The sequence below is a fragment of the Trichocoleus sp. Lan genome (assembly GCF_039961855.1).
Classification (GTDB): domain Bacteria; phylum Cyanobacteriota; class Cyanobacteriia; order Cyanobacteriales; family FACHB-T130; genus FACHB-T130.
The window spans coordinates 1-20846 of sequence record NZ_JAMPKA010000007.1; the positions used below are offsets into that span (position 1 = coordinate 1).

Below are 20846 nucleotides of genomic sequence, written 5' to 3' on the forward strand. Positions count from 1 at the left end.
TTTCGGACAGCGATGTCTTTCCGTTTTATGGAGTGGGTGAACGCTAATCGAGATGTATTCTCAGCCTATAAAGCTGCTTTGGGTTTTATTTGGGCTTGAAATCTGTTTAAGTCCCGTTAAGTAGTTACCAGTATATTTGTTGGTTTTTACTATCATTCAAGCCAACCTACATAACCTCTTCAACAGATACACGAGTGAAAAAAATCAAGGATAGTGCAAAGAACATAGGCACTCTTTGCGTACCTCTGCGCTATCCTTTGCGTACCTTTGCGTTAAAAAAGTCCTATTGAACTAACCTGCGAATCTTTCCATAAGCAACATAAGACCCCCCATTCTTTGCCTCTTCCACTTCATCAACAACATAAAGAACGTTTTCTTCTCGAATGTCGCGAGGAAAGCGGATGTTGTAGTTAGGATCGTACCCATCCGACACGACTCTCGCTCTCAATTTACTGCCTTCTTTTACGCACTGGACGAGAACCCCATCACCTACAGTATCAATTGTTTCTAAATCAGCAGCAGAAGCAGGTGCATTCAGCTTTTGTCGTTTTGGACTGGAAGAATATGTACCATTTTGAGATGATGCGGCGCGTTCTTGTCCGGGTTGCACTAAGCGGCGAATGTTACCAGAGACGCGATAAAAACTACCGTCAGCAGATAGATTGATTTCATCAACGATGTAGGTGACACCTTCTTCCCGAATATTGCGGGGGAATTGCACATTGAAATCAGGATTGTAACCGTCAGAAATGACGTGAATCCGCAATTTACCACTAATGCGATCGCATTTCACCACAACTCCCGCATCCACGCTGGAAACAGCTTGTAAGCTGTTGGCACTCGCAGCAAGTCCGCGCAATTTTAAATCGCCGCGATCGCGTGTAAGAGCCTGGTAAGATTGATCTCGCATCTCCTTGCGACTGACACTATCAAACTTTTTGCTCTCCAGGCGTTGTGCATAATAATCCAGTTGTTCCATCTCTTCAGCAACTTCAAAGGATTCATGCAATGCTTTCAGCTTTAAATCCTCAATTGTCTTGCGAAGTTTCTGGGATGCGGCGGTATAATCTCCTTTGTCAGCGAGTGCGATCGCTTCATCTTTTACCTTACCAATCCTCAGCTTACTTGCTTGCTCCACAACTGCTGCATCTGGCTGCACGTTACTGGCTGATTCAGCATCAGCAACCGTTATACTAATCGGGATTTCGTCAGTGAATTGTTGAATGCTGCCATCGACAACTGCTTGATATTTATAAGCAATGGTGACAATATTTGTCACCCCAATATTTGTTTGCGGAGGGATTGACAATTCTACGGCTAGCTGCTTATTTTCTACCTCATAAACATCGCCGCAGAAAACTTCTAAATTGTTGCCAATCGGATTGGATCGATAATTGTTGAGAATCCCGGTAATTTTTACAGAATCTGATGGTTGCAGCGTCACCATCAGATTTTGCGCGACAACAGACGTGAGGCTTTCTAGTTCAATTCTGAATACATCAGTAGCATCGTCAGGTGATTGGATGAAATAGAAGTTTCCCCCGGCAGCATTTGCCATACCGATGAGCAAATCTTCATTAAAATAAGTTCCAAACCCTAAAGTTGTAGTAATTATTCCTTGTTCGGCTTGTTGTCTTGCAGTGTTAATTAATACTTGAGAATCAGTAATGCCAACATTCGCCTGTCCATCTGTTAATAATAAAACGCGATTGATGCGTTCTGTGGACTGCTGAAATTTTACATTGTCGCATCCCATTAACCAACCGCCACTCAAGTTGGTACACCCACCAGCTTTCACCTTACCAATTAGCGAACGAATGGCAGCTTTATCCTGAACTTGTTGGTGCGGAAGAATTGTTTCCGGCGTATCGTCATAAATTACGACTGAAAGAAAATCCTCCGGTGTCAAATATTCCACTAGCCTTTGTGCAGCTTGAATAGCATTCTTAAGTGGCGCTCCCGCCATCGAACCCGATCTATCAATTACTACACTCAAATTAAGCGGAAGACGCGGTACTTTGTTGCGCGTTTCTTCTTCAGCCTGGAAACTAACAATCAAGTCTACAGTGGACGGGGTAGCGGCTGCAATAAGCGATTGACTCAGGGAGTAAGTTGCTTTCATCTGTAGCGTCCTCTAGATATTTTGTGCAGTTTCTAGCGTCGAGTCGAGAATGCCGTTTTGGTGAGTTGTGACTTAGATAAACTACAAGAGTAGAGATGGGAATTTCGGATTTTTTATGGGGAAAATTGCCTATTTTTCAACTTCCAACAAAATCAAAATTTGTAGGGGCATGGCAATGCCATGCCCCTATAGATATATCGCTTAGCCGTGATAATTTTTTTTCAGGATTAGCGTCTGTATTTATCCCGAATTCGACGAATTTGCTCTTGAAACTCAACACCCTTTCGCGGGTTAACCATAGCGACAAAATTGGCATAACCCTGAATTGAAGCCATCACATTATCAGAATTTCCCCAATGCTTACCTTCTAAACCATCTTTCTCAATTTGAAATAAAGTAGCACGAAAACGTTTTAGCTCTTTTTTAGAAATATTAGGATAATCATTCACCACAACTCCAGTAACTTCTTGCTGTCGATTTTTCCGCAATATCCTAGTCTTCTGCTCATTAATCGTAAACCCTTCGTGAGTCACGATTGACTGGGTGCGTTTGAGAATGTTGCAGATATTGCGAAGACTCTCACCGGAAGCAGAAAAAGTTAAATCGTCAGCGTAGCGAGTATAAACAAAACCCAATTGTTCAGCCATACTGGTAAGCCGCCGATCTAAGCGGCGACACATTAGATTAGTAATTGCTGGAGAAGCTGGTGAACCTTGGGGTAAATGTCGTTCTGTGAGTGCTACATAATAAGTTTTGCCGTCTAATTCAACCTCCTCGATATCCGGTTGCGTACACAGCAACCCGAAAATTGTTGCCGCAGCTTCGGAATAACCAAATGACCGGAAAAGACCTTTCACGCGCTGATAGGAAATTGAGGGAAAGAAATCTTTCAGGTCAAAATTGATAATTACATCACGTTTTACGTGAGGTTGAGCATTGCTGACGATAGAGCGATCGCGTCTAAAACCATGAGCTGCATCGTGCAGTTCCAGCTTTTCCAAAATATTGCCCAAAATCCAATGCTGTGCCTGCTTCAAGCGTGGCATCGGTGCGGAAATTAGCCTTTCTCCACCCGTTTTTTTAGGAATCTTGAAGCGGATATAGTGAGAAATTGTCGAAGTCTTGCGGGAAAAAGCGAGAAAGCGCAATTGTCCCACAGTAATTCCCATTGCAGCGGCAATTTCGTAGGGTGTACCGCACAAAGGTAATCCATAACTTCGCAACCTTTCCTCATCGCACTCAGTATAGTTAAGTCCACCTGAGACATCTTCACCGAGATAAAGGATTTCTCGCTCTTTTCTTTGCCGCCACTCTTCCGCTCGTTCTTGCCGTTCCCGTTCCCGCCGTTCCTTCGTTTCCTGTCGCTTGCGCCGCGACTCGGCGAGGCGTTGTTTGAGTAGCTGCTTGCGAAGTTGCTTTTCGTTGTGAAGGCGCGAACTTTCCTGCCGCAGTTGCTCCAGTTCTCGCCGGATCTCCCCCATCCGCCGAATGTCATCGGCTGGATCTTGGGGTATCTCGCCTTGTGCAGGCCAGAACCCATAACGTATCATCTCTTCGAGGATAAATTCCTCTTTGCCCGTTTGTCGGATGCGATCGTAGAGTTCCTGACGGGTACGAGGCTGATCTGACATATTTGTAGAAGTAGCGATGCGTTTCCGCAATTATAGTACATCTGTACTTAATGGCAATCGGGCAATAATCCCTGAAACCTAGAAGGAATGGAGGCTGAAGCTTCTAAAAAAGCATTCCCAGCATTTGACTAGGAATCAGAGAAATCATTACTTGTAAGAAAAATCACGCGCCGCTATCAGTTGGTTGCCCCTTCGTAAACCCCTCAGGACTAGATTGCTCTACTCAGCGGAGCCAGCCCTAACCAGTGGAGTCATTAGTTGGTGAAACTCACCCGTAATGCTCTGGGTAGGCTAGTAATTTCACGGAAACCAAATCGTAATACTCCGGGGTGGCTCCGCTTAGTAAAGAGCAGTCTAGTGATGCGTGTCTAAACTAAACGCAAGGACGACGATCCATCGTCCGGATTGCAAGGCTGTTTACCAATTGAGCTAAGGCGCGCGATCGGATTATTGTACCAAGATTTTGGTAAAAGCACTAGATATAGGCAGGCATCGCAACAAACCGCTATATGTAGTGTCTAATTTTCTAGTCACGCCCACCTACCAAATGAGTCCTCAGCATATCTAAGTTAAGGTCAATAGTTGGTGCATTAATGCTGACTAAGTTGCCACCCTTGAATGAAAATTTTTCGCCGATTACCTCTTTTGTCCACGGTGCTTTGTCATTCCACTCCTCCAAAGGTCTTGGAACCACCCACACTACCTGAACTCGACGTGTCCATATACCATTTTGGCACTCAGCTTCATCAGGATGATTTACTATTTCAACCACATGGGTTACGCGATGACCATGAGAGAAATGATTTTGACACAAGACTATGCGATCACCCTTACTGGCTTTTTTGGCATCTCTTTCCTTACCCGCCAGCATCCTCTTAATTTCTTCCTGGCTCTTACCTTGCTTACTGCTTTCGTTCACTGCCCAATGCAACTCGAACTCATGGTTTCTCAGACATTTCTCGTAAGACCACTCTTTTCTTTTACGAATAGTATTGTTTACCAGCTTGAGGTATTTAACGTTTAAGTAATTTCTATCTGATGCAGATGTCATTAAAGTTTAGATTTGCGTAGTTATTGTGTAGGTAAAGTCTGCACTAATAAAAGCTGAAATAAAAAAATTACGCGCAGCTATCAGTTGGTTGCCCCTTCGTAAACATCTCAGGACTAGATTGCTCAACTCAAGCGGTCTCAGGGCTACCCCCTTCTTACACTTCAGGGAAGTCCCACCGGGAAAGGGGGTAGCCCTGAATGACCGCACAGTTAAGAGCAGGCTAGTGGTGCATCGCTAGGCTAAACGCAAGGACGACGATCCATCGTCCGGATTGCAAGGCTGTTTACCAACTGATTAGGTGCGCGTGATTCGTCAATACTGACGGGCGTGTTGCATTCGCAACGCCAGAATGTGTTCGCAAGGGCCTTTGTACAGTTTATTCTGTTGATGCCAGTTGCAAGTACATTCTGCGGATATTATACGCTCATCTGCGTCAACTGTCAACGAGGGATTCAAGGTTTTATCTTTGTCTGAAACATTACCTTGCAGAGTAAATGCTTTCGTGGCATCGCTGGTAACATTAGTCACCTGCACAGCATTGTAAACCAAGAAACGGGTTGCCTTCTCTTCTCGCTCGTTGGCAAAGCGCAGGCGTTCCATCGGCAAAGGTTCTCGCGTCAGTTCCCGCACTCGATAAACTCGCTTATTTAAGTCATAAATCGCACGTCCAGCTTGCGTATAAGCATTTAATGCACCGAGAACTACAGCACGGTTTAAACCAAGACGTTCCGCAAGCGAGTCGGGACTTTCTACCCAATTCTTCTTCAGCGCCTCGAAAATTTGTTGCTGCGTCCATTTGTCGATATCGGCGCGGGGTGCCATTAAATCAAAGTTACCAGATTGCGACCAGTCATTTGCCGTCCATCCCGATAAACCAAGGGTAAAAGACATATCGCCTAAGTCAGCGATGTAGAAGGAAGGCATACCCGTACCGAGTAGGTGAACGGTAAACTTTTTGGCGACGGGGATGAGACGTTCGAGGATATGGAGGCGGCGGCGTCCCCAAACGCGGATTTCTTGTGATTGCGATCCAGTGTAGAGCGATCGCGCACAAACCACTTCAATTTCCCACGGATCGAACGTTATCCGCACGGGTTCCCCAGGTTTAAGATGGTAGCGCATACTGCGAGGCCCTTGTTTTTCCTTGTGGCGACGCAGCACAAAGCACATATTGTAAATATCCATCGGATGCAAATCAACTCGCGTTGCTGGTAAAGACATCGCAGAACTAACTTGCAAAAAACCTCTTACCCAACTGTCGGGTAAATCGATTTTGACTTCTTTAAAAGTTTCTTCGTGCGTAGTTTGAACTTCAAAACCAGAGGGATCTATTTCAAATTTGGTATTTTTGTAACTGCGGATTTTTTGAAACTCGTCGTAAAGTGCCGCTGAGTAATCAATATTAGTCGTACCGCAGGCAAACTCGTTGATATTTTTAAAAACCTCGTAGCTGGCACCGAGACGACCATAACTTGATTCATCCTGGCTGAAACATTCAAAAAATACTTCATCTGGATGAACTGTAATCACCGGATCGAGAACAAACCAAGCATCGCGGTCTTTTTGAAAAAGGTAATTAAAATAGCGGCGTTGTGCTTTGTAGAAAGATTCCCGCCGCTGGTAACTATGCTGGCTTAATTGATTAAGTTCCTCCTGCAACGGCTTGATTTGATTCGCAACTTCTTGGCGTTGTGCGGCGATGAGTTGCCAGTCTAGATCCTGTTGTTTTGCTGCCCATTCTTTATATGCCGTTTTGTCTTTGGGTTTGAACCGCATATCGGAGACGACAACATCGTGTAAGGCGCTAATTGCCTCCCGAAAGGCGACATTCTGACGCAATTCTCCGATAAAGTAAGTGGGTTCACGCTTCGTATCGGGAGAGAAAGACATTTGGGTATTGGAACCGCGATCGCTAACTTCTGTACTTCCGTTGTAGCTGTAGTTAAATTCCATAATTTACCTCTTATTTTTTTGCTTGAGTTGGTGATTTTTGAGTGTCTTCGCGCCTTGGTGGTTAGAAGATTAATCAACCACAAAGACACAAGGACAAAAAGGGAACACTCAGAGAATATAAGTTTTGCGTAAAGCTGGTTAAGAATCTCCCATCTTTTCTGCACCTTGTCGGTTCGGTAAATCTCTAACTTCTCACTTCTGAAACAGCTTTCACCTGAATCGGTAAGGATATCTGAGGATAAGCTTTTTGAATTTTCAGCATTATCTGAATTGCTGTAGCTTTGTCGCCAATTGCCATCGTTACAGATTGTCGAGTGAGAATTTCAGCGACAATTTGTGCAGATTCCTCGCTTTTTTGGGCTTCGGCATCTAGAAAAGCAAATATTCTTTGTTTGGCAACTCTTCCGCGATTGACACCGGACAAAACGCTGATAAAGTATGGCGTTAGTTGTCGCAAGCGTTGATAATTATTTACAGCATGATTTTCTAGATAGTTAGTAGCAAATGTCTGCATATCCGTTGAGGGATGTTCGCTGAATTTGAGTAGGTATTCTTGTCCATCGGTTTCTTTAAAGTTGCGAGTTACTAAATCGCGCCCAAAGGAACGGACATCTTCGCGAATGCTGTCACAGACGCTAACCATTACTTCTGGTGTCCAATCTTCATTGGTGAAATCTGTGCTAAAAACTCTAGATGCAAATTCTCGCGAATCATCCCACTTTGACTCTAGTAGCCGCACTGCTGATAACATTTCTTGGGAGTTGGCGCGGATGCGGTTTAAGGTTTTTAAAAACATTTCTTTTGCTGCTTCACGCACTGATAAAATTTCGTGATTTGCCAGTTTGACAATCTCACTTGTCTCGAAGTCGGGGAGAAAGCGATCGCTATTTTCTTGCAAAACCAAACCCCCCAATTCCTGGGCGACTAATGATTTAGCGCGAAGAAGCTGCATCGCACGTTCTTTGCTGATGTTAGACATCCATCCGGGGATATCTTCTCGCAACAAACCCAATAAATATTTGTGAACACCTTCGTGTCGTTCTGGCGTAATTAAGACATCAATCAAGTCAGCCGCTAACTCGGCGCTAAAATTGAGTTGATTGGTTGCCAAACGTCGAATCACCGGACGGATTGCATTGCGGATATCAGCGACAGCGTTAATTGCCATTGAGACGATGAGGATGCGATCGCTTAACAATCTCTCATCAGGTAATTGTCCAAAAATCCTCACCCCAATGCCACGCACAGCTTCATAAGGCGATTCTAATAATAATTCAATTAAATCTGGTGGCAAGTCAACTGCACGAATTTCATGATTTAATAAAATTATTGCGCCTAATTCTTGAATTTCCGCCATCGGATGATTCAGTAAATCGAGGATTACACCCAACCCCAAATTACGCAGTTGCGGCGCAAAACAGAGCAACAAAGTTTCACTAATTTCTCTTGAACTATCTGTTTGCGTAGGTTCTAGTGCCAACACAGCAGCAATAATTCTTCCGATGAGTACCCTGGCGGTGGTATCGGTTAAAATTGATGAACTTAGTAACCTTCGCGCAAAAGCACGGGTATCAGCTTGTTGACTGGTCACTAAACCCGCGATAAAGTCGCTGGATTCAAAAAAGAATTCTCGTTGCTGTTCGATCCAACGATAGGCTTGTGTACGTGCTTCTGGGAATGCACAATTAGCAAGAGCCAGGACTAATGTACTGTTGGGCTGGGCGGGGTCGTAGCGATCGCGTGCCAGTAAAAAGCCGAATTCGGCGGTTATTTCGTAAGGTTTATTCAGGAATTTGATTAATGTGTCTGTGTCAAGGCGATCGCAAAATTCTTTGCAGACGCGCAACGCTTTAACTGCAAAATGATGAACGGGACGGCAATCACTTTCTATTAATAACTGTACAAGTGCTGCTGGGTTTTGCTGCCAAAGTTCGGAAAAAGCTTCTTCTCTTACTTGCGGTTCTGGATCTCCCGGTTTGTAACCATCTTGACAACGCCATGCTTTAGGATGGGAGGCATAGCGGGGACTGTTTTCGTAAAGAATATGATTAAAAATTAGGTAGCCAGCATAAGTATCCCAACCTCTAGTAAAGCTTTCATAGGAACGGCGTTGTCCGTTCCATCTCCTGAAAGTTGACTGCTTGGCTGGTTGAGCGTCATCATCCGAATACTGTAGGAGAATATTGACTGCAAGATTGATATAGTTAGAATCGCTTTCTTCACCCAAAGTTTTAAGAGTACGCCAAACTCGCCGCCGCAGATATTCACGAGTTTGTTGGCTGTAAGCTTTTTTCGACTGCGGACTCTTAAGTTCTTCAGTGTGACGTTTCCCGCTACTATAATATTCGCGCTTCACTGAGTCCCATTGCCAACCCGTTTGCTGATTATTAAACGTCCCCGGTTCTTTCTCAAAGGCATAAGCAAGGATTCCGAAAACTTCTGCATCATGGCGATACTCAGCTATCTTAAAAATATGGCGAATTCGCTGGAAGTAGTTAGATTTAAAAGGGGTTTCGCATAAAATATCGAGTAGTGCTGGACGCACGTATTGGTTATCAATTTGATAAATAGTATCGAGAACGGAAAAATGCCTGTAATCGCTGCTATTTAAATAATCGCGAAGTGTAGTTGCAAATGTTTCTGCTGTTCCATTTCGGGCTAAATCGCGCAACTCTAACGGCAGTTGTTCTATCTTCTCAGAACGCATCTGCCCTTGTGTCTGTTCATCTGATAATTTAAATAGTGCTTCCCAGGCGATGCGGCGGACGAATTCAGCAACAGATTTATGCTGGGAAAGTTCCCTGACAAAGGGAATGGCACTCTCATCCCCACACCAACCCAAAGCCCAAGCGATGCAATAATCTCTCAAAGCTTCGCCAGTTCTAATGAGTTGAATTAACAACGGCGTAGCTTCTCTAATTTTAAGTTCGCCAGCCCGCCAAATTGCCCGTTCCAGAGGCCATTTCCGATTGTCCCGGTTCGCCAAACGGTTGAGGATGGCTTGGTGGCGTGGGTCGCTGGTGATTGGTACATTACTTGCAGTTTGGACTGGTGCGGGTGCAGCTGGCTCGCTAACTGCCCCAGCGGTGACATCCCGATAGCCCTTCTGAATTTGGGAGTCAACCAGCTTATCGAACACTCGCTGCGCTTGGGCTAAAGGTACAGCCTGAACCGTCTTTGTCCCTTCCTTGAGAGTTGTACCGCGTCGTCCGTATCGGAAGTTAACGAGGTAGCGGTTTTCACCTGTCTTGCAGAGATCGACTTCGTAGACTTTATCTGAACTCCCGGCTTGGTAGAGAAGCGTAGTCCGTTGGATGAGTTCCATACGAGTGTCTCAAGGCTTGGTGTGTAAATAGTATAAATGTACTAGATAATTGCCAGAAGCGATCGCCTTCTTTGGAGAACTCATCAACGCTGTTTATCGCGGTTCTCGGTTGACTCGAATACAAAACCCAACTCAAGTTGGAAGTATGCAGAAATTAGGCGGGTGCGTAGGCGCAGGGTGGGAAAATCGCTGAAGCGATCGCGATTATCAACGTGCCGAAAGAAGTGCCCAAAGAGCGATTCTCCCCCAAATTCAGCCTCACCGCATAGCCTCACCACACAACATTAGCGACGGTGGAACTCGACGACATCGCGTTTAATCGTGACATCGTAATTGCCAAAGAAGTCGTGTCCTAACAATCCCATATCTTGTTCTGGGCCAGCGATCGCAACTAGCACTTTGTTAGCGACAGCACCATCCACGGCAATCGATTGCACATAGCCGACGGGAAACTCGACTCCCACTGCACTCGCCGTATCTGCCTTAACAGTCTTCACCGGCACCACTCGCAATGCTGATGCCATCCGGCGGGTAATCATCGTACCGCTAGCCCCGGTGTCTACAATCATCTCAAAAGTCTGCCCGCCATTAAAGGTTACATCAATGACGGGTGTGCCACCGGCGCGGCGTTTGATCCTAGCTTGAAAGACGCGTTTGTTCGCCTCATCGGTGCCGCAGAGACTCCCCAAATCTATCGTTCTGCCCCCCGGTGCTACCATGAAGCAAGCCGCGTCCTGAGCCTTAGCCGCCTCTGGCACCCCCGCCACGGCTGCGTAGGAAACCAGCCCAGTTAGAGAAACTACCACGGTTAAAAATCGTTTCATCTTGCTTTCCTGTCTCATTAATTGAGCGCCCAGCAGATTGATTATTGCTCAATTCGTTAATTTCTGATGGCTGCTGAATGGTGTTACAACTCTGGCTTATGGCAAGTGCTTTTGTCGAGGGCGATCGCCTGCGTGGGTCTTTCTAGGAGAGACGCGATGAATCGCGTCTCTCCTAATCGCTAGAGGATTGATTCTGTAACTCCGCCTCGCAGAGGGGTCTGAGGAGAGGTCTGCCGACTTGTATGTACACCGTAAGCTTTTGAAGCGGGTTCAAGAATCTCTCAACCTTGGCACCAGCCAGTACAACCTCTCGTTTTAGACAACCTCGCGCCTTAGAAAGTATTCTGAAGAAGTGTTTCACCGCGTCGATATATTTCACGAGCATAGTCAGTCCAAGCTCCTTGTCCCCAGTAACGAAAACAGCTTGTTTGAAGCAAAAGATTATTCATCAGTGCCTCTCGATAGCTAGATTGTTGGGTAACAGATTCCCCAGCAGAACTCTGGCTTGATTCTGCTTCCCCTTGGAGCAATCGGTCGATTTTATCGTGAAATAAAGCACTGAGTTTATTCATTGGAGTCAAGACATTTTCATATCCATTCACCCAACTCAGGTGATTTGTCCAAGAAGCTCCATCCATGTGAAAGTTTGGATTAATCTGCTTCAATTCTGCAATCGCATTGGCAACCGCTTCTGGAGTACAATTTTCGGCGGTTACTCGCTCCCAAATTTGATGTTGACCAATTGCTTGACAAGTTGGATAATCTTCAGGCGTGCAACCTGCGGCTTCTATGAGTTCCAAGTATTCTGTACCTGTCATTCCGACAACGCCTGTTTTTCCTCCGCCTTCATTTGCCATTTGATACCAGGCTTGGTTGAAAGCGCTAGGAAATTCATTCATCATCACGCCGCCATTTTCACCATCTCCAATCTGGGTAACAATGGGCGGTACCGAAACATTTCCTAACTGCTGCCGAGATAGGGTTTTAGCTTCGTAGTAAGGCTGCATTTGCGCCACTAATTTTGTATCGGAACCTTGAGTCTTAATCAGTGCCGTAATACTAATCGTTTCGCCATTAGAATTTCGCGCCACCAAGCGGTGAGGCAAATGCTTATAGGGCAAAGATTGACCAGTTAGGGTTTCAACAGAATGCTCTTGAACCATTAACCAACGGTATCCACATTCTTTCAGGGCTTTTACAAATTCATACAGCGTATCTGGGTGGTTGGGGAGGTGCATTTCTGGAGGAGAAAATCCTTTCACTCGCGCCAGTGCATCCCATCCAAAAATGGCTGCAAAATGATGTTGCCATGCTTGAATATGTAATTTGATATCGGGAATCGGGGTAGAAGGAACAACCGCATGACTCCACATTGTTCCCAGCCATTCTACATAAGGCTGGTAAGTGGGGTTACAGGTGATGCGCTTGAGATTTTCTAAGATGTCTCCTCGTCCCATTTGTCGCAGTCCCCAGAATAGATTCCCGGAGAAATCTAGCATGACGCGGGGATTGCAACCATTCGCAACCAATTCGGGAATAAAATCTGCCATACGGCTATAACAATAGGCAAATGGCCCTGCATTATGGTTGTCTCCTTCGTAGGGATGCTCAAACATATATTGCAGGTTGCTCTGGAGTTCGCCATTCGCCCCAGCGGGGATGGTAGGCTGGTGCATATGGAGCGCGATCGCAAATCCAGCCGTTACATCTTCTAACCGAATATTCGTAGTAGGTAAAAATACAGGGTTATCCTGGTTTACGACAGCACTAACTTCTTTTTCCCATCCGGAAATGTTAGGCAATCCATCAATTACTTCGGATAAAACGGGAAGCGTCGTTTTAGGAGATGAGGAAACCATTACAGATTGCTCTAATATTAGATGAATTTATTTAATTATTATATAAAGGATTAGTCAAATAATTATATTGTCTTTGGTACTCTAAATAGTCAAAAAGGAATTTTTTCAACCATTTACAGTACCAAAACCTATCCAAAAATCGCACTAAGATAAGGCGCGGTAAGGGAGTCGATGCTGAAAGCGATCGCTTTCAGATTGCTTTAACCTTTGGTTCGGCGAACATGATCGGAAATTCGCTGCTTGCGTTCCTCTGAGTTTCTAGGAGATGGCTTGATAAAATCCCCCGAACTCCGGGATAAATGTTCCATAATTCGCTTCTTGCGGTCATCTGCACTTGCCATAATTTACCTACTAAGTAAAAGTGTTATTGGGGGCTTTATTCTCTATTATTACTAATAATTTTTAAATCCGCATCCCGCTAAGGGGTTAAAAGTCTTATTACCCGTTTTTCGTTTCAATGAATTTAATGTTAAAGCTTTTACTCAGTTTTAACCGACATCTTGTATCAACAAAATTACTCTAAGTAAAACGATAGGTTAAATTTATAAATTCAACCCCATTCAGGCGGAATAGAGCGATTATAGCAGTCGTCTTGCAGTTGTATTTTTTTTAGGAACCGCGAAGATGCAAAGAGCGCGCAGAAAGAGGAAGAAGAGAGTTCCAATATTTTATGAATGAATTAGGATTGCTATAGCCTATTTAAGATGCAAGCCGGATAAGCGCAACCTAACCCGACTCATTGAACAGATGACTCTAACATCCGAATTGTATTCTGATTGGCATCAATTTCTACTGGCACGCCAACTGGCAAAGTAAATTTATCTTTAATATGACCAATCTGCGAACCATACCAAGCTGGAATTCCTAAAGGTTGAATGTGTTCTCTCAAGACTTGCGATAAAGTTAGGGAAGGTTGATTATCTTTGGGTTGGCAATCGGTACATTGCCCAAAAATAAAACCAGAAATTTGCTCTAGAATACCGGCGAGTTTTAGCTGAGTCAGCATCCGGTCTATCCGGTAAGCTTCCTCTCCAATTTCTTCTACAAATAAGATACTTTGTCTCCAATCTGGCAGATAAGATGACCCCACCATTGCCGCCAGCACTGATAAATTGCCCCCGACTAATTTTCCCCTAGCCTTTCCAGGCGTAATTATTTCTGCTTTAAAGCTAGCATTCGGGGGATTTTGCATTGTGATGGCTTCCCCATTAAAGAGAATGCGTTTAACATAATCTACGGTAAACGGATTCCAAGTGGATGTGCCGACAGGGCCATGAAAAGTGACAACGCCACTTTTGGCATAAATTGCTAATAGCAACGAAGTAATATCGCTGTAACCAAGGAGAATCTTGGGAGAAGCTTGGATCAGAGGATAATTCAAGAGTGGCAAAATCCGATTGCAACCCCAACCGCCACGCACAGCAACAATCGCTTTGACAGAAGCATCGGCAAACATGGCGTTTACATCAGATGCGCGATCGCGATCGCTTCCTGCCAAATAACCATAACGGTCGAGAAGATGCTTCCCTAATTTAACCTTTAACCCCAAACTTGCCAGGGTTTGCTGTACCTGTGCAATGTCTTTCGCGTCAATGGGACTCGCTGGATTAATTAATCCCACCGTATCGCCGACTTTGAGGCGGGGTGGTTTTGAGGCGGTTTTTAAAAATGGATTTGCGATCGCAATCTGCGGGAACTCAGTTGCGATCGCGGAAAGCGCAACGGTTTTAAGAAACTGGCGGCGATTAATAATGAATGACAAATGACGATTAACAAATCACGACTGGCTATTGACAGTTTCCCACAGCGTCTTGAGAATCAGATAAGTAGACGTGGCACCCGGATCTTGATGACCGACACTGCGATCGCCTAAATAACTCGCCCTGCCTTTCTTCGCTACCAAGGGAATCGTCTGTTTCATCCCTTCCTCAGCCGCAGCTACGGCTTGTTGTAAAGCTTCTAGGGTGCTTGCACCAGCCACGACAGCTTGCTCAAAAGTATCCGCAGCAGGTGATAGAGAATCCAGCATGGTCTTATCACCCAAATTCGCCTTACCCCGTTGCACAATACCTTCCACAAACGCTTGGAAAAGCGTCACCATCTCCTCATCGGTCAGTTCTGACTTGCCTGCGACTGCCGTACTAGCTCGTAGGAACATCGTGCCATACAACGGCCCGCTGGCACCCCCGACACTGGAAATGAGCGTCATGCTGACAGTTTTGAGGATGTTGCCAATATCCTTATCTGCCACACTGGGTAGCTGAGTCGCCACTTTTTGAAAACCCCGGTTCATATTGATGCCGTGGTCAGCATCTCCAATTGCCGCGTCTAGTTCGGTTAGATAATCCTTATTTTGTTCTAAAACTACTGCTACGGCTTGCAACCATTGCAGGATTTGTTCTTTACTGACCATATTCAAAACTCTAAACTCAGACGCGATTTGTTGCGTCTCTACAACTCTAAACTCTTTTATATTCCCCACCTTAAAGCTGGTGTCTTCACGGGTGCATCCCAAAGTTGAATCATCTCATCATCTAACTTCAGTAGAGTGATGGAACATCCTTGCATATCCAAAGAGGTGATGTAAGGGCCAATCAAATTACGAACAATTTGAAGTTTTTTCTTTTCGCAGATTTCTGCTAATTTTCGATAGACAATGTACAACTCAGAAAGGGGAGTGCCGCCCATACTGTTAACAAAGGCAAGAACGCGATCGCCACTTTCAAACGCAGGGTCAATGAGTTCCTGTTCCACCCATTCTCCCTTATCTGCATCCCACTCGCGCACTGTGCGGGTGTAATCTCTGTCTTCGATGATAGAAACCGCTAGCATCTCGGTAATTTCATCGGCTGACTTCAAGGACATTCGCTGTCGTCCCGGTTCTCCGTGAATGCCGATGCCGGATTCTATTTCATCATCCCCCAAACTAAAAGTCGGGCTACCTTTCGCGGGGACGGTACAAGAAGTCAGCGCCATACCCATGCTACGCCCGTTGAGATTAACTTGGCGACAGAGGTTGGCAACCTGCGTGAGATCGTAACCTTGTTGGGCAGCAGCACCGCAGATTTTTTCAGCGAGTACCGTCGCGCCGACACCCCGACGCCCTTGAGTATAAAGGCTATCTTTGACCGCGATATCATCATCGATCAAGATATTGAGTACCGAAATGCCCTCTGAGTGCGCCAGTTCTGCTGCCATCTCGAAGTTCATCACATCGCCGCTGTAATTCTTGACGATATTGAGGACACCCGCACCCCCCGTAACCATTTTGGCAGCTTCTAGCATCTGGTCAGGAGTAGGAGAAGTGAAGACTTCACCCGGACAAGCAGCATCCAGCATCCCCAAACCGACAAAACCGCCATGCATCGGTTCGTGTCCGCTACCCCCCCCGGAGATGAGGGCGACTTTGCCAGGAATGGGTGCCTCGACGCGATAGATAAAGTGGGGGTCAAAGTGGACTTTAATTAAATCGGGATGCGCTGCTGCCATTCCTTCCAGGCTTTCGCGCACTACATTATCGGAGTTGTTGATGAGTTTTTTCATATCGTCTTAATTTCGCTGGGAATTAATTTTTAAGTTAATTAAATTAGCTTTTGTTCAAGATTAGTCAGTCGGAGGATGCCAACCACTGACTGCCCAACGCCTCCTAGCGGCAATGATAACTGGGTTATTCATTCGCAGACGAACAATTGTAGCCCGACCAATCACTGTAAGACCTTCAACCCTTGTGCTGTCAGGACTCCAGGCAAAATGGTCAGACCATATTTGCGTGCGTGGGTTGAAAAAAGTCACAGTTTCGCCCGTCAAAGGATCTATCGCCTCGGTTGAGTCACCCTTAAATTCATTGCATGAACGGCAAGCTAAACAAATGTTCTCAAAGCTTGTCTCTCCACCTTTAGAGACAGGCTGAATATGATCGTGCGTCATGGGAATTCCACTATTGGCTTCACTGGTTAAGCAATAGCAACAACGCCCGCGATCGCTATCCGCGATTTGATTTCGTAAACTTTCCGGTATGTATGCAGACACGATATCTTAAGGGGTTGGCACGCGATGTCCCCGCCATCGGAGTAATACTGCTGCGTGAGCTTTTTTTAACATGAAAAGGTCAGCCTCGTGCCGCAGCGCCATTAGTTCTAAGCGTTCTCCCTCTATCAGCGTACCGCTAGAATTGCCCTCAAGCAGGGTATTATATCGTTCCATCTCTACTGCTGTTTTGCGGCTATTAACAATCTGCCATAGCATCTTGTCATCAAGTTTATCCAAGGCAGCAATGTCAGCCTGAAACTCCTCTGGCACATCATCCCATTCCGGGGGGCTACCTATTTGTAAGGCATGAAGCATGACTTCTTCAACAGGGCGCTGCGTTGCATTAGCAGTATTAACTAAACGCTGATAGAGTATTTCTGGAATTTGAAGTGTAACAGTTTCAACTGCCATATCCAGCCTGGTGATGTTTTCTCAATGTTATGCCAGACTGCAACTTTAACTCACCAGGCAACTGTGGGGTTTGCCGTTGTTGAAATCTGGAATCCTTGTATAACTGGCAATTCAAGGATAATTTTCGCAAAGATATTGATAAATAATCGCAATAAGTCTAAAGTAATTTCTAGTTTCCTGGTTGAGCGCACCAAAGCGGCGATTTCTCATCGTTCCGAGGCGCTTGACGTTACGCCAGCATATTTAGGGTTGCAATAGCAATAAACAAACACAAGGCAGAAGGCATCGATAGAGTTGGCACCAATCCAGAAAATAGTGAAAAATCGGTTAATCGGGGAAGTTTTAGGATTTATACAGCCACGACCCTCTCTTCTTGTCGGCTTAATTCTGAGCCTCCTGATTCTCCTTATTTGCCTGGTCGTCAGTATTGGCTATGGTGCAGCCGACATTTCCGCAAGCACTATTTATGCAGCGTTGACAGCATTTGATGGGTCTGCGGATCACCTGATTATTCGGACAATCCGGCTACCGCGATCGCTCATCGCTATCCTGGTTGGTGCCGCAATGGCGATCGCGGGTGCGATTATGCAAGGCATCACCCGCAACCCCTTAGCTGACCCCGGAATCCTGGGAATCAACGCCGGTGCCGCAATGGCAGTGGTCATCGCCGTATTTGCTTTCGGAACAACCGATCCGAGTTTTTATGCTTGGTATGCCTTTCTGGGTGCCGGTGCCGCTGCGATCGCTGTCTATTTCCTCGGTTCCTTGGGTCGTGGTGGACTCACCCCACTCAACCTCACCATCGCTGGTGCAGCGATTAGCACCTTCCTGTCTTCAGTAACAACCGGCATCCTGATTTTCAGCCAACGCACCCTTGATGAAATCCGCTTTTGGATGGCTGGATCGATTGCGGGGCGTGACTTCACGATTGTCTGGCAAGTGCTGCCCTATATCACCCTCGGACTGATATTAGCCTTCGCTTTAGGTAAACAAATCACCACCTTGAATCTCGGTGAAGATGTCGCTAAAGGCTTAGGTCAACGAACCGCATGGGTAAAAATTGCCGCTGCTTTCAGTGTCATCTTACTGGCAGGCAGTGCCGTTGCTGCCGCTGGCCCGATTGGATTTATCGGTTTAGTTGTCCCCCACGTTGTCCGCTTGCTGGTTGGCGTCGATTACCGCTGGATTATGCCCTATTCGGCGGTTTTTGGAGCCATTTTACTGTTAACAGCGGATATCGGTGCCAGATTGTTGATTAAGCCGCAAGAACTTCCAGTCGGAGTCATGACTGCTTTCGTGGGTGCGCCCTTGTTCGTTTATCTTGCCCGCTTCAAGGTGAAAAAATGAACAACTGGTTGGTCGTTCGTTCTAAGGCGCTTCCGGTATCCTTCCGGATCGATCGGCGTATCCCGACGATTCTGAGTATCCTGCTGTTCGTTACTCTGGCGGCGATGGTTGTCAGTGTTTCTTACGGGGAATATCCAATTCCCATCATTTCTGTCATCAAAACCCTACTCGGACTGGAAACCGGAAACGCTGACTATCCCTTCATTATCAATACACTGCGACTGCCGAGAACCTTAGTCGCGGCTCTTGTGGGAGTGGCATTGGCGGTTTCCGGTACGATCTTGCAAGGCATTACCCGCAATCCCCTAGCCGACCCAGGCATCATCGGGATTAACGCGGGTGCGAGTCTGTCGGCGGTTAGTCTGATTGTTTTGTTTCCCAGCGTCCCGATTGCAATCTTGCCGGTGTCTGCCTTTGGGGGTGCCTTGGCAGTCGCTTTCCTGATTTACTTTTTGGCATGGGATAAGGGGAGTTCTCCGGTTCGCCTGATTTTGATTGGTGTCGGGATTGCCGCCGTGATTGGCGCTTTGACTAGCTTGATGGTGACATTCGGTGAGATTAATAGTGTGAGTCAGGCGTTGGTGTGGTTGGCGGGGAGTGTCTACGGTCGCAGTTGGGAGGAGGTATGGTCTGTTGCACCTTGGTTCGCGGTGTTGGTGCCCTTGGCTTTGGGGAAAGCGCGACAGCTGAATGCTTTAAATTTGGGCGATGATGTTGCCAAAGGGCTGGGTAGTTCGGTGGAATGGGAACGCGGCTGGTTACTTGCGATCGCTACCGCGTTGACGGGTGCGGCAGTGGCTACGGCTGGTACGATTAGCTTTGTTGGGTTAATGGCACCGCACATCGCCCGTCAATTGGTGGGTTCAACTCATGAGGGGTTAATTCCTGTCTCGGCAACGATTGGGGCAATGATTGTAGTGGTTGCGGATTTGCTAGGGCGATCGCTATTTGCTCCGACTGAACTTCCCTGTGGTGTCATTACAGCCGTGATTGGCGCTCCTTATTTTATCTATCTGTTGGTGCAAAACCGCAAACGATGAACCCAAAGATGAACCGACTCTCCACCCGCAGGCTCACCTTGGCTTATGAAGGTGTGCCAATTATCAAAAATCTTGATTTGGCAATTCCCGAAGGGAAAATCACCGCTTTAGTGGGTGCCAACGGTTGCGGTAAGTCTACACTGCTGAGGGGTTTGGCGAGATTGCTCAAGCCACGGAACGGGACGGTTTATCTGGATGCGGCTGATTTGTTCAAGTTATCCACGAAAGAGGTCGCCAAGCAACTGGGAATTCTTCCCCAAGGGCCAGTGGCACCGGAAGGGTTAACTGTGCGAGATTTAGTAGCGCTGGGGCGTTATCCTTATCAGAACTGGTTGCAGCAGTGGTCAAAAGAAGATGAGCGGTTGGTCGCGTTAGCCTTGGCAACGACTGGGATGACCGAATTGGCAGAGCGATCGCTCGATACGCTTTCCGGTGGACAGCGACAACGTGCTTGGATTGCAATGGCGCTGGCTCAGGATACAGAGATTTTACTTTTAGATGAACCCACAACTTTCTTAGACTTGGCGCACCAAATTGAGGTGTTGGATTTGCTTTTGGAGTTGAACCAGACGCAAGGACGAACGCTGGTAATGGTGTTGCACGATTTAAACCAAGCTTGTCGCTATGCAGATTACCTAGTAGCGGTAAAAGAAGGTTGCGTTTATGCCCACGGAACCCCGATGCAGGTGATGACCGAAGAAATGGTGCGCGAAGTATTTGGGCTGGGTTGTCGCATCGTGGAAGATCCCGTAGCCGGAACACCGATGTGTATTCCGCTGGGGCGGAAGCTGAAGATAAGCCAAGAGGCTGCCTTAAAGGGCGATCGCTTCACTGGAAACTGAGGGCGTAGAAACAAGTCGCGATCGCCCTTGGCGCAAGCGAAGCTATCGCGCTTTCACTTCCGCGTGCAACTGCGCCACAACACATTAAACTTTTGCAGTTAACGAGAATAATTTTCAACTATTCGTTAGGAAAATGATGATAAAATTTTTCATCAAGTATTTGCAAATCGCCCACAGCAAATCTCCCACAAGCTGGAATGGGGCTACACAAACAAAGCCTGCCGACCCAGGCTGAATTGAACCCGCGCAGGCGGACTTGGTTGAATAGAAGTGAAGCAACTTCTGCTCCCTTCTATTCACACTTGTTAATACAAAAATAAAATTTGAAGCCGTATTTTTTTGTTTTTTAAATTATCAATTTGTCAAGAACGTAATGTTAAATTTTCTTTCAGGGTGGTGTTTTATTAAAAAG

17 protein-coding genes are annotated in these 20846 nt (G+C 46.2%); 3 read left to right on the forward strand and 14 right to left on the reverse strand.

Going from position 1 to position 20846, the window contains the following annotated elements:
* Window positions 1–283 precede the first annotated feature (283 nt).
* The 14 genes from NDA03_RS08120 to NDA03_RS08185 all read right to left on the reverse strand — a co-directional run bounded on the left by NDA03_RS08120 (window position 284) and on the right by NDA03_RS08185 (window position 17205).
* Window positions 284–2122, reverse strand: coding sequence for a VWA domain-containing protein (locus NDA03_RS08120; protein WP_348237777.1), 1839 nt, complete (start codon window positions 2120–2122; stop codon window positions 284–286).
* Between the two features lie 227 nt (window positions 2123–2349).
* Complete coding sequence (locus tag NDA03_RS08125) at window positions 2350–3753, reverse strand: reverse transcriptase family protein (RefSeq protein ID WP_348237778.1); 1404 nt, start codon at window positions 3751–3753, stop codon at window positions 2350–2352.
* A 526-nt stretch (window positions 3754–4279) separates the two neighbouring features.
* Entirely contained in the window at window positions 4280–4804 is a 525-nt protein-coding gene (locus NDA03_RS08130) for a hypothetical protein (protein ID WP_190429718.1), read from the reverse strand.
* Between the two features lie 312 nt (window positions 4805–5116).
* Window positions 5117–6757 carry an SWIM zinc finger family protein gene (locus NDA03_RS08135; RefSeq protein ID WP_348237779.1) on the reverse strand — a complete coding sequence of 547 codons (1641 nt, stop codon included), beginning with the start codon at window positions 6755–6757 and terminating at the stop codon, window positions 5117–5119.
* Window positions 6758–6941: 184 nt separating this feature from the next.
* Complete coding sequence (locus tag NDA03_RS08140) at window positions 6942–10082, reverse strand: HEAT repeat domain-containing protein (protein WP_348237780.1); 3141 nt, start codon at window positions 10080–10082, stop codon at window positions 6942–6944.
* 83 nt (window positions 10083–10165) lie between these two features.
* On the reverse strand, window positions 10166–10357 hold the full coding sequence (locus tag NDA03_RS08145; RefSeq protein ID WP_348237781.1) for a hypothetical protein: 192 nt from the start codon (window positions 10355–10357) through the stop codon (window positions 10166–10168).
* Between the two features lie 9 nt (window positions 10358–10366).
* Window positions 10367–10906, reverse strand: coding sequence for a retropepsin-like aspartic protease (locus tag NDA03_RS08150; RefSeq protein WP_190415776.1), 540 nt, complete (start codon window positions 10904–10906; stop codon window positions 10367–10369).
* 332 nt (window positions 10907–11238) lie between these two features.
* Window positions 11239–12765, reverse strand: a complete 1527-nt coding sequence (locus NDA03_RS08155; RefSeq protein ID WP_348237782.1) for a glycosyl hydrolase family 57 — start codon at window positions 12763–12765, stop codon at window positions 11239–11241.
* Window positions 12766–12965: 200 nt separating this feature from the next.
* Window positions 12966–13106 (reverse strand): hypothetical protein, encoded by a 141-nt coding sequence (locus NDA03_RS08160; protein ID WP_190415779.1) that lies wholly within the window; start codon window positions 13104–13106, stop codon window positions 12966–12968.
* A gap of 395 nt (window positions 13107–13501) precedes the next feature.
* Window positions 13502–14527 carry an LD-carboxypeptidase gene (locus NDA03_RS08165; protein WP_348237783.1) on the reverse strand — a complete coding sequence of 342 codons (1026 nt, stop codon included), beginning with the start codon at window positions 14525–14527 and terminating at the stop codon, window positions 13502–13504.
* Window positions 14528–14542: 15 nt separating this feature from the next.
* Window positions 14543–15178: a dihydroxyacetone kinase subunit DhaL gene (gene dhaL / locus NDA03_RS08170; RefSeq protein WP_348237784.1), complete on the reverse strand. Its 636-nt coding sequence runs from the start codon at window positions 15176–15178 to the stop codon at window positions 14543–14545.
* 56 nt (window positions 15179–15234) lie between these two features.
* Window positions 15235–16308 (reverse strand): dihydroxyacetone kinase subunit DhaK, encoded by a 1074-nt coding sequence (gene dhaK / locus NDA03_RS08175; RefSeq protein ID WP_190677463.1) that lies wholly within the window; start codon window positions 16306–16308, stop codon window positions 15235–15237.
* A gap of 60 nt (window positions 16309–16368) precedes the next feature.
* The gene (locus NDA03_RS08180; protein WP_190531333.1) at window positions 16369–16794 is read right to left on the reverse strand and encodes an HNH endonuclease; all 426 of its coding nucleotides are present in this window, start codon (window positions 16792–16794) and stop codon (window positions 16369–16371) included.
* A gap of 6 nt (window positions 16795–16800) precedes the next feature.
* Window positions 16801–17205 (reverse strand): hypothetical protein, encoded by a 405-nt coding sequence (locus NDA03_RS08185; RefSeq protein ID WP_190531335.1) that lies wholly within the window; start codon window positions 17203–17205, stop codon window positions 16801–16803.
* 315 nt (window positions 17206–17520) lie between these two features.
* On the opposite strand from NDA03_RS08185, the gene NDA03_RS08190 reads away from it, so the two are divergent.
* Genes NDA03_RS08190 through NDA03_RS08200 form a run of 3 tightly spaced genes read left to right on the forward strand, consistent with a single transcriptional unit; the run spans window position 17521 to window position 20434 of the window.
* Window positions 17521–18552, forward strand: coding sequence for an iron ABC transporter permease (locus tag NDA03_RS08190; RefSeq protein WP_348237785.1), 1032 nt, complete (start codon window positions 17521–17523; stop codon window positions 18550–18552).
* Window positions 18549–19592 carry an iron ABC transporter permease gene (locus tag NDA03_RS08195; RefSeq protein WP_348237786.1) on the forward strand — a complete coding sequence of 348 codons (1044 nt, stop codon included), beginning with the start codon at window positions 18549–18551 and terminating at the stop codon, window positions 19590–19592. The genes NDA03_RS08190 and NDA03_RS08195 overlap by 4 nt, the downstream gene beginning before the upstream one ends.
* Before the next feature lie 8 nt (window positions 19593–19600).
* Window positions 19601–20434 carry an ABC transporter ATP-binding protein gene (locus NDA03_RS08200; RefSeq protein ID WP_190985789.1) on the forward strand — a complete coding sequence of 278 codons (834 nt, stop codon included), beginning with the start codon at window positions 19601–19603 and terminating at the stop codon, window positions 20432–20434.
* Window positions 20435–20846: the final 412 nt, after the last annotated feature.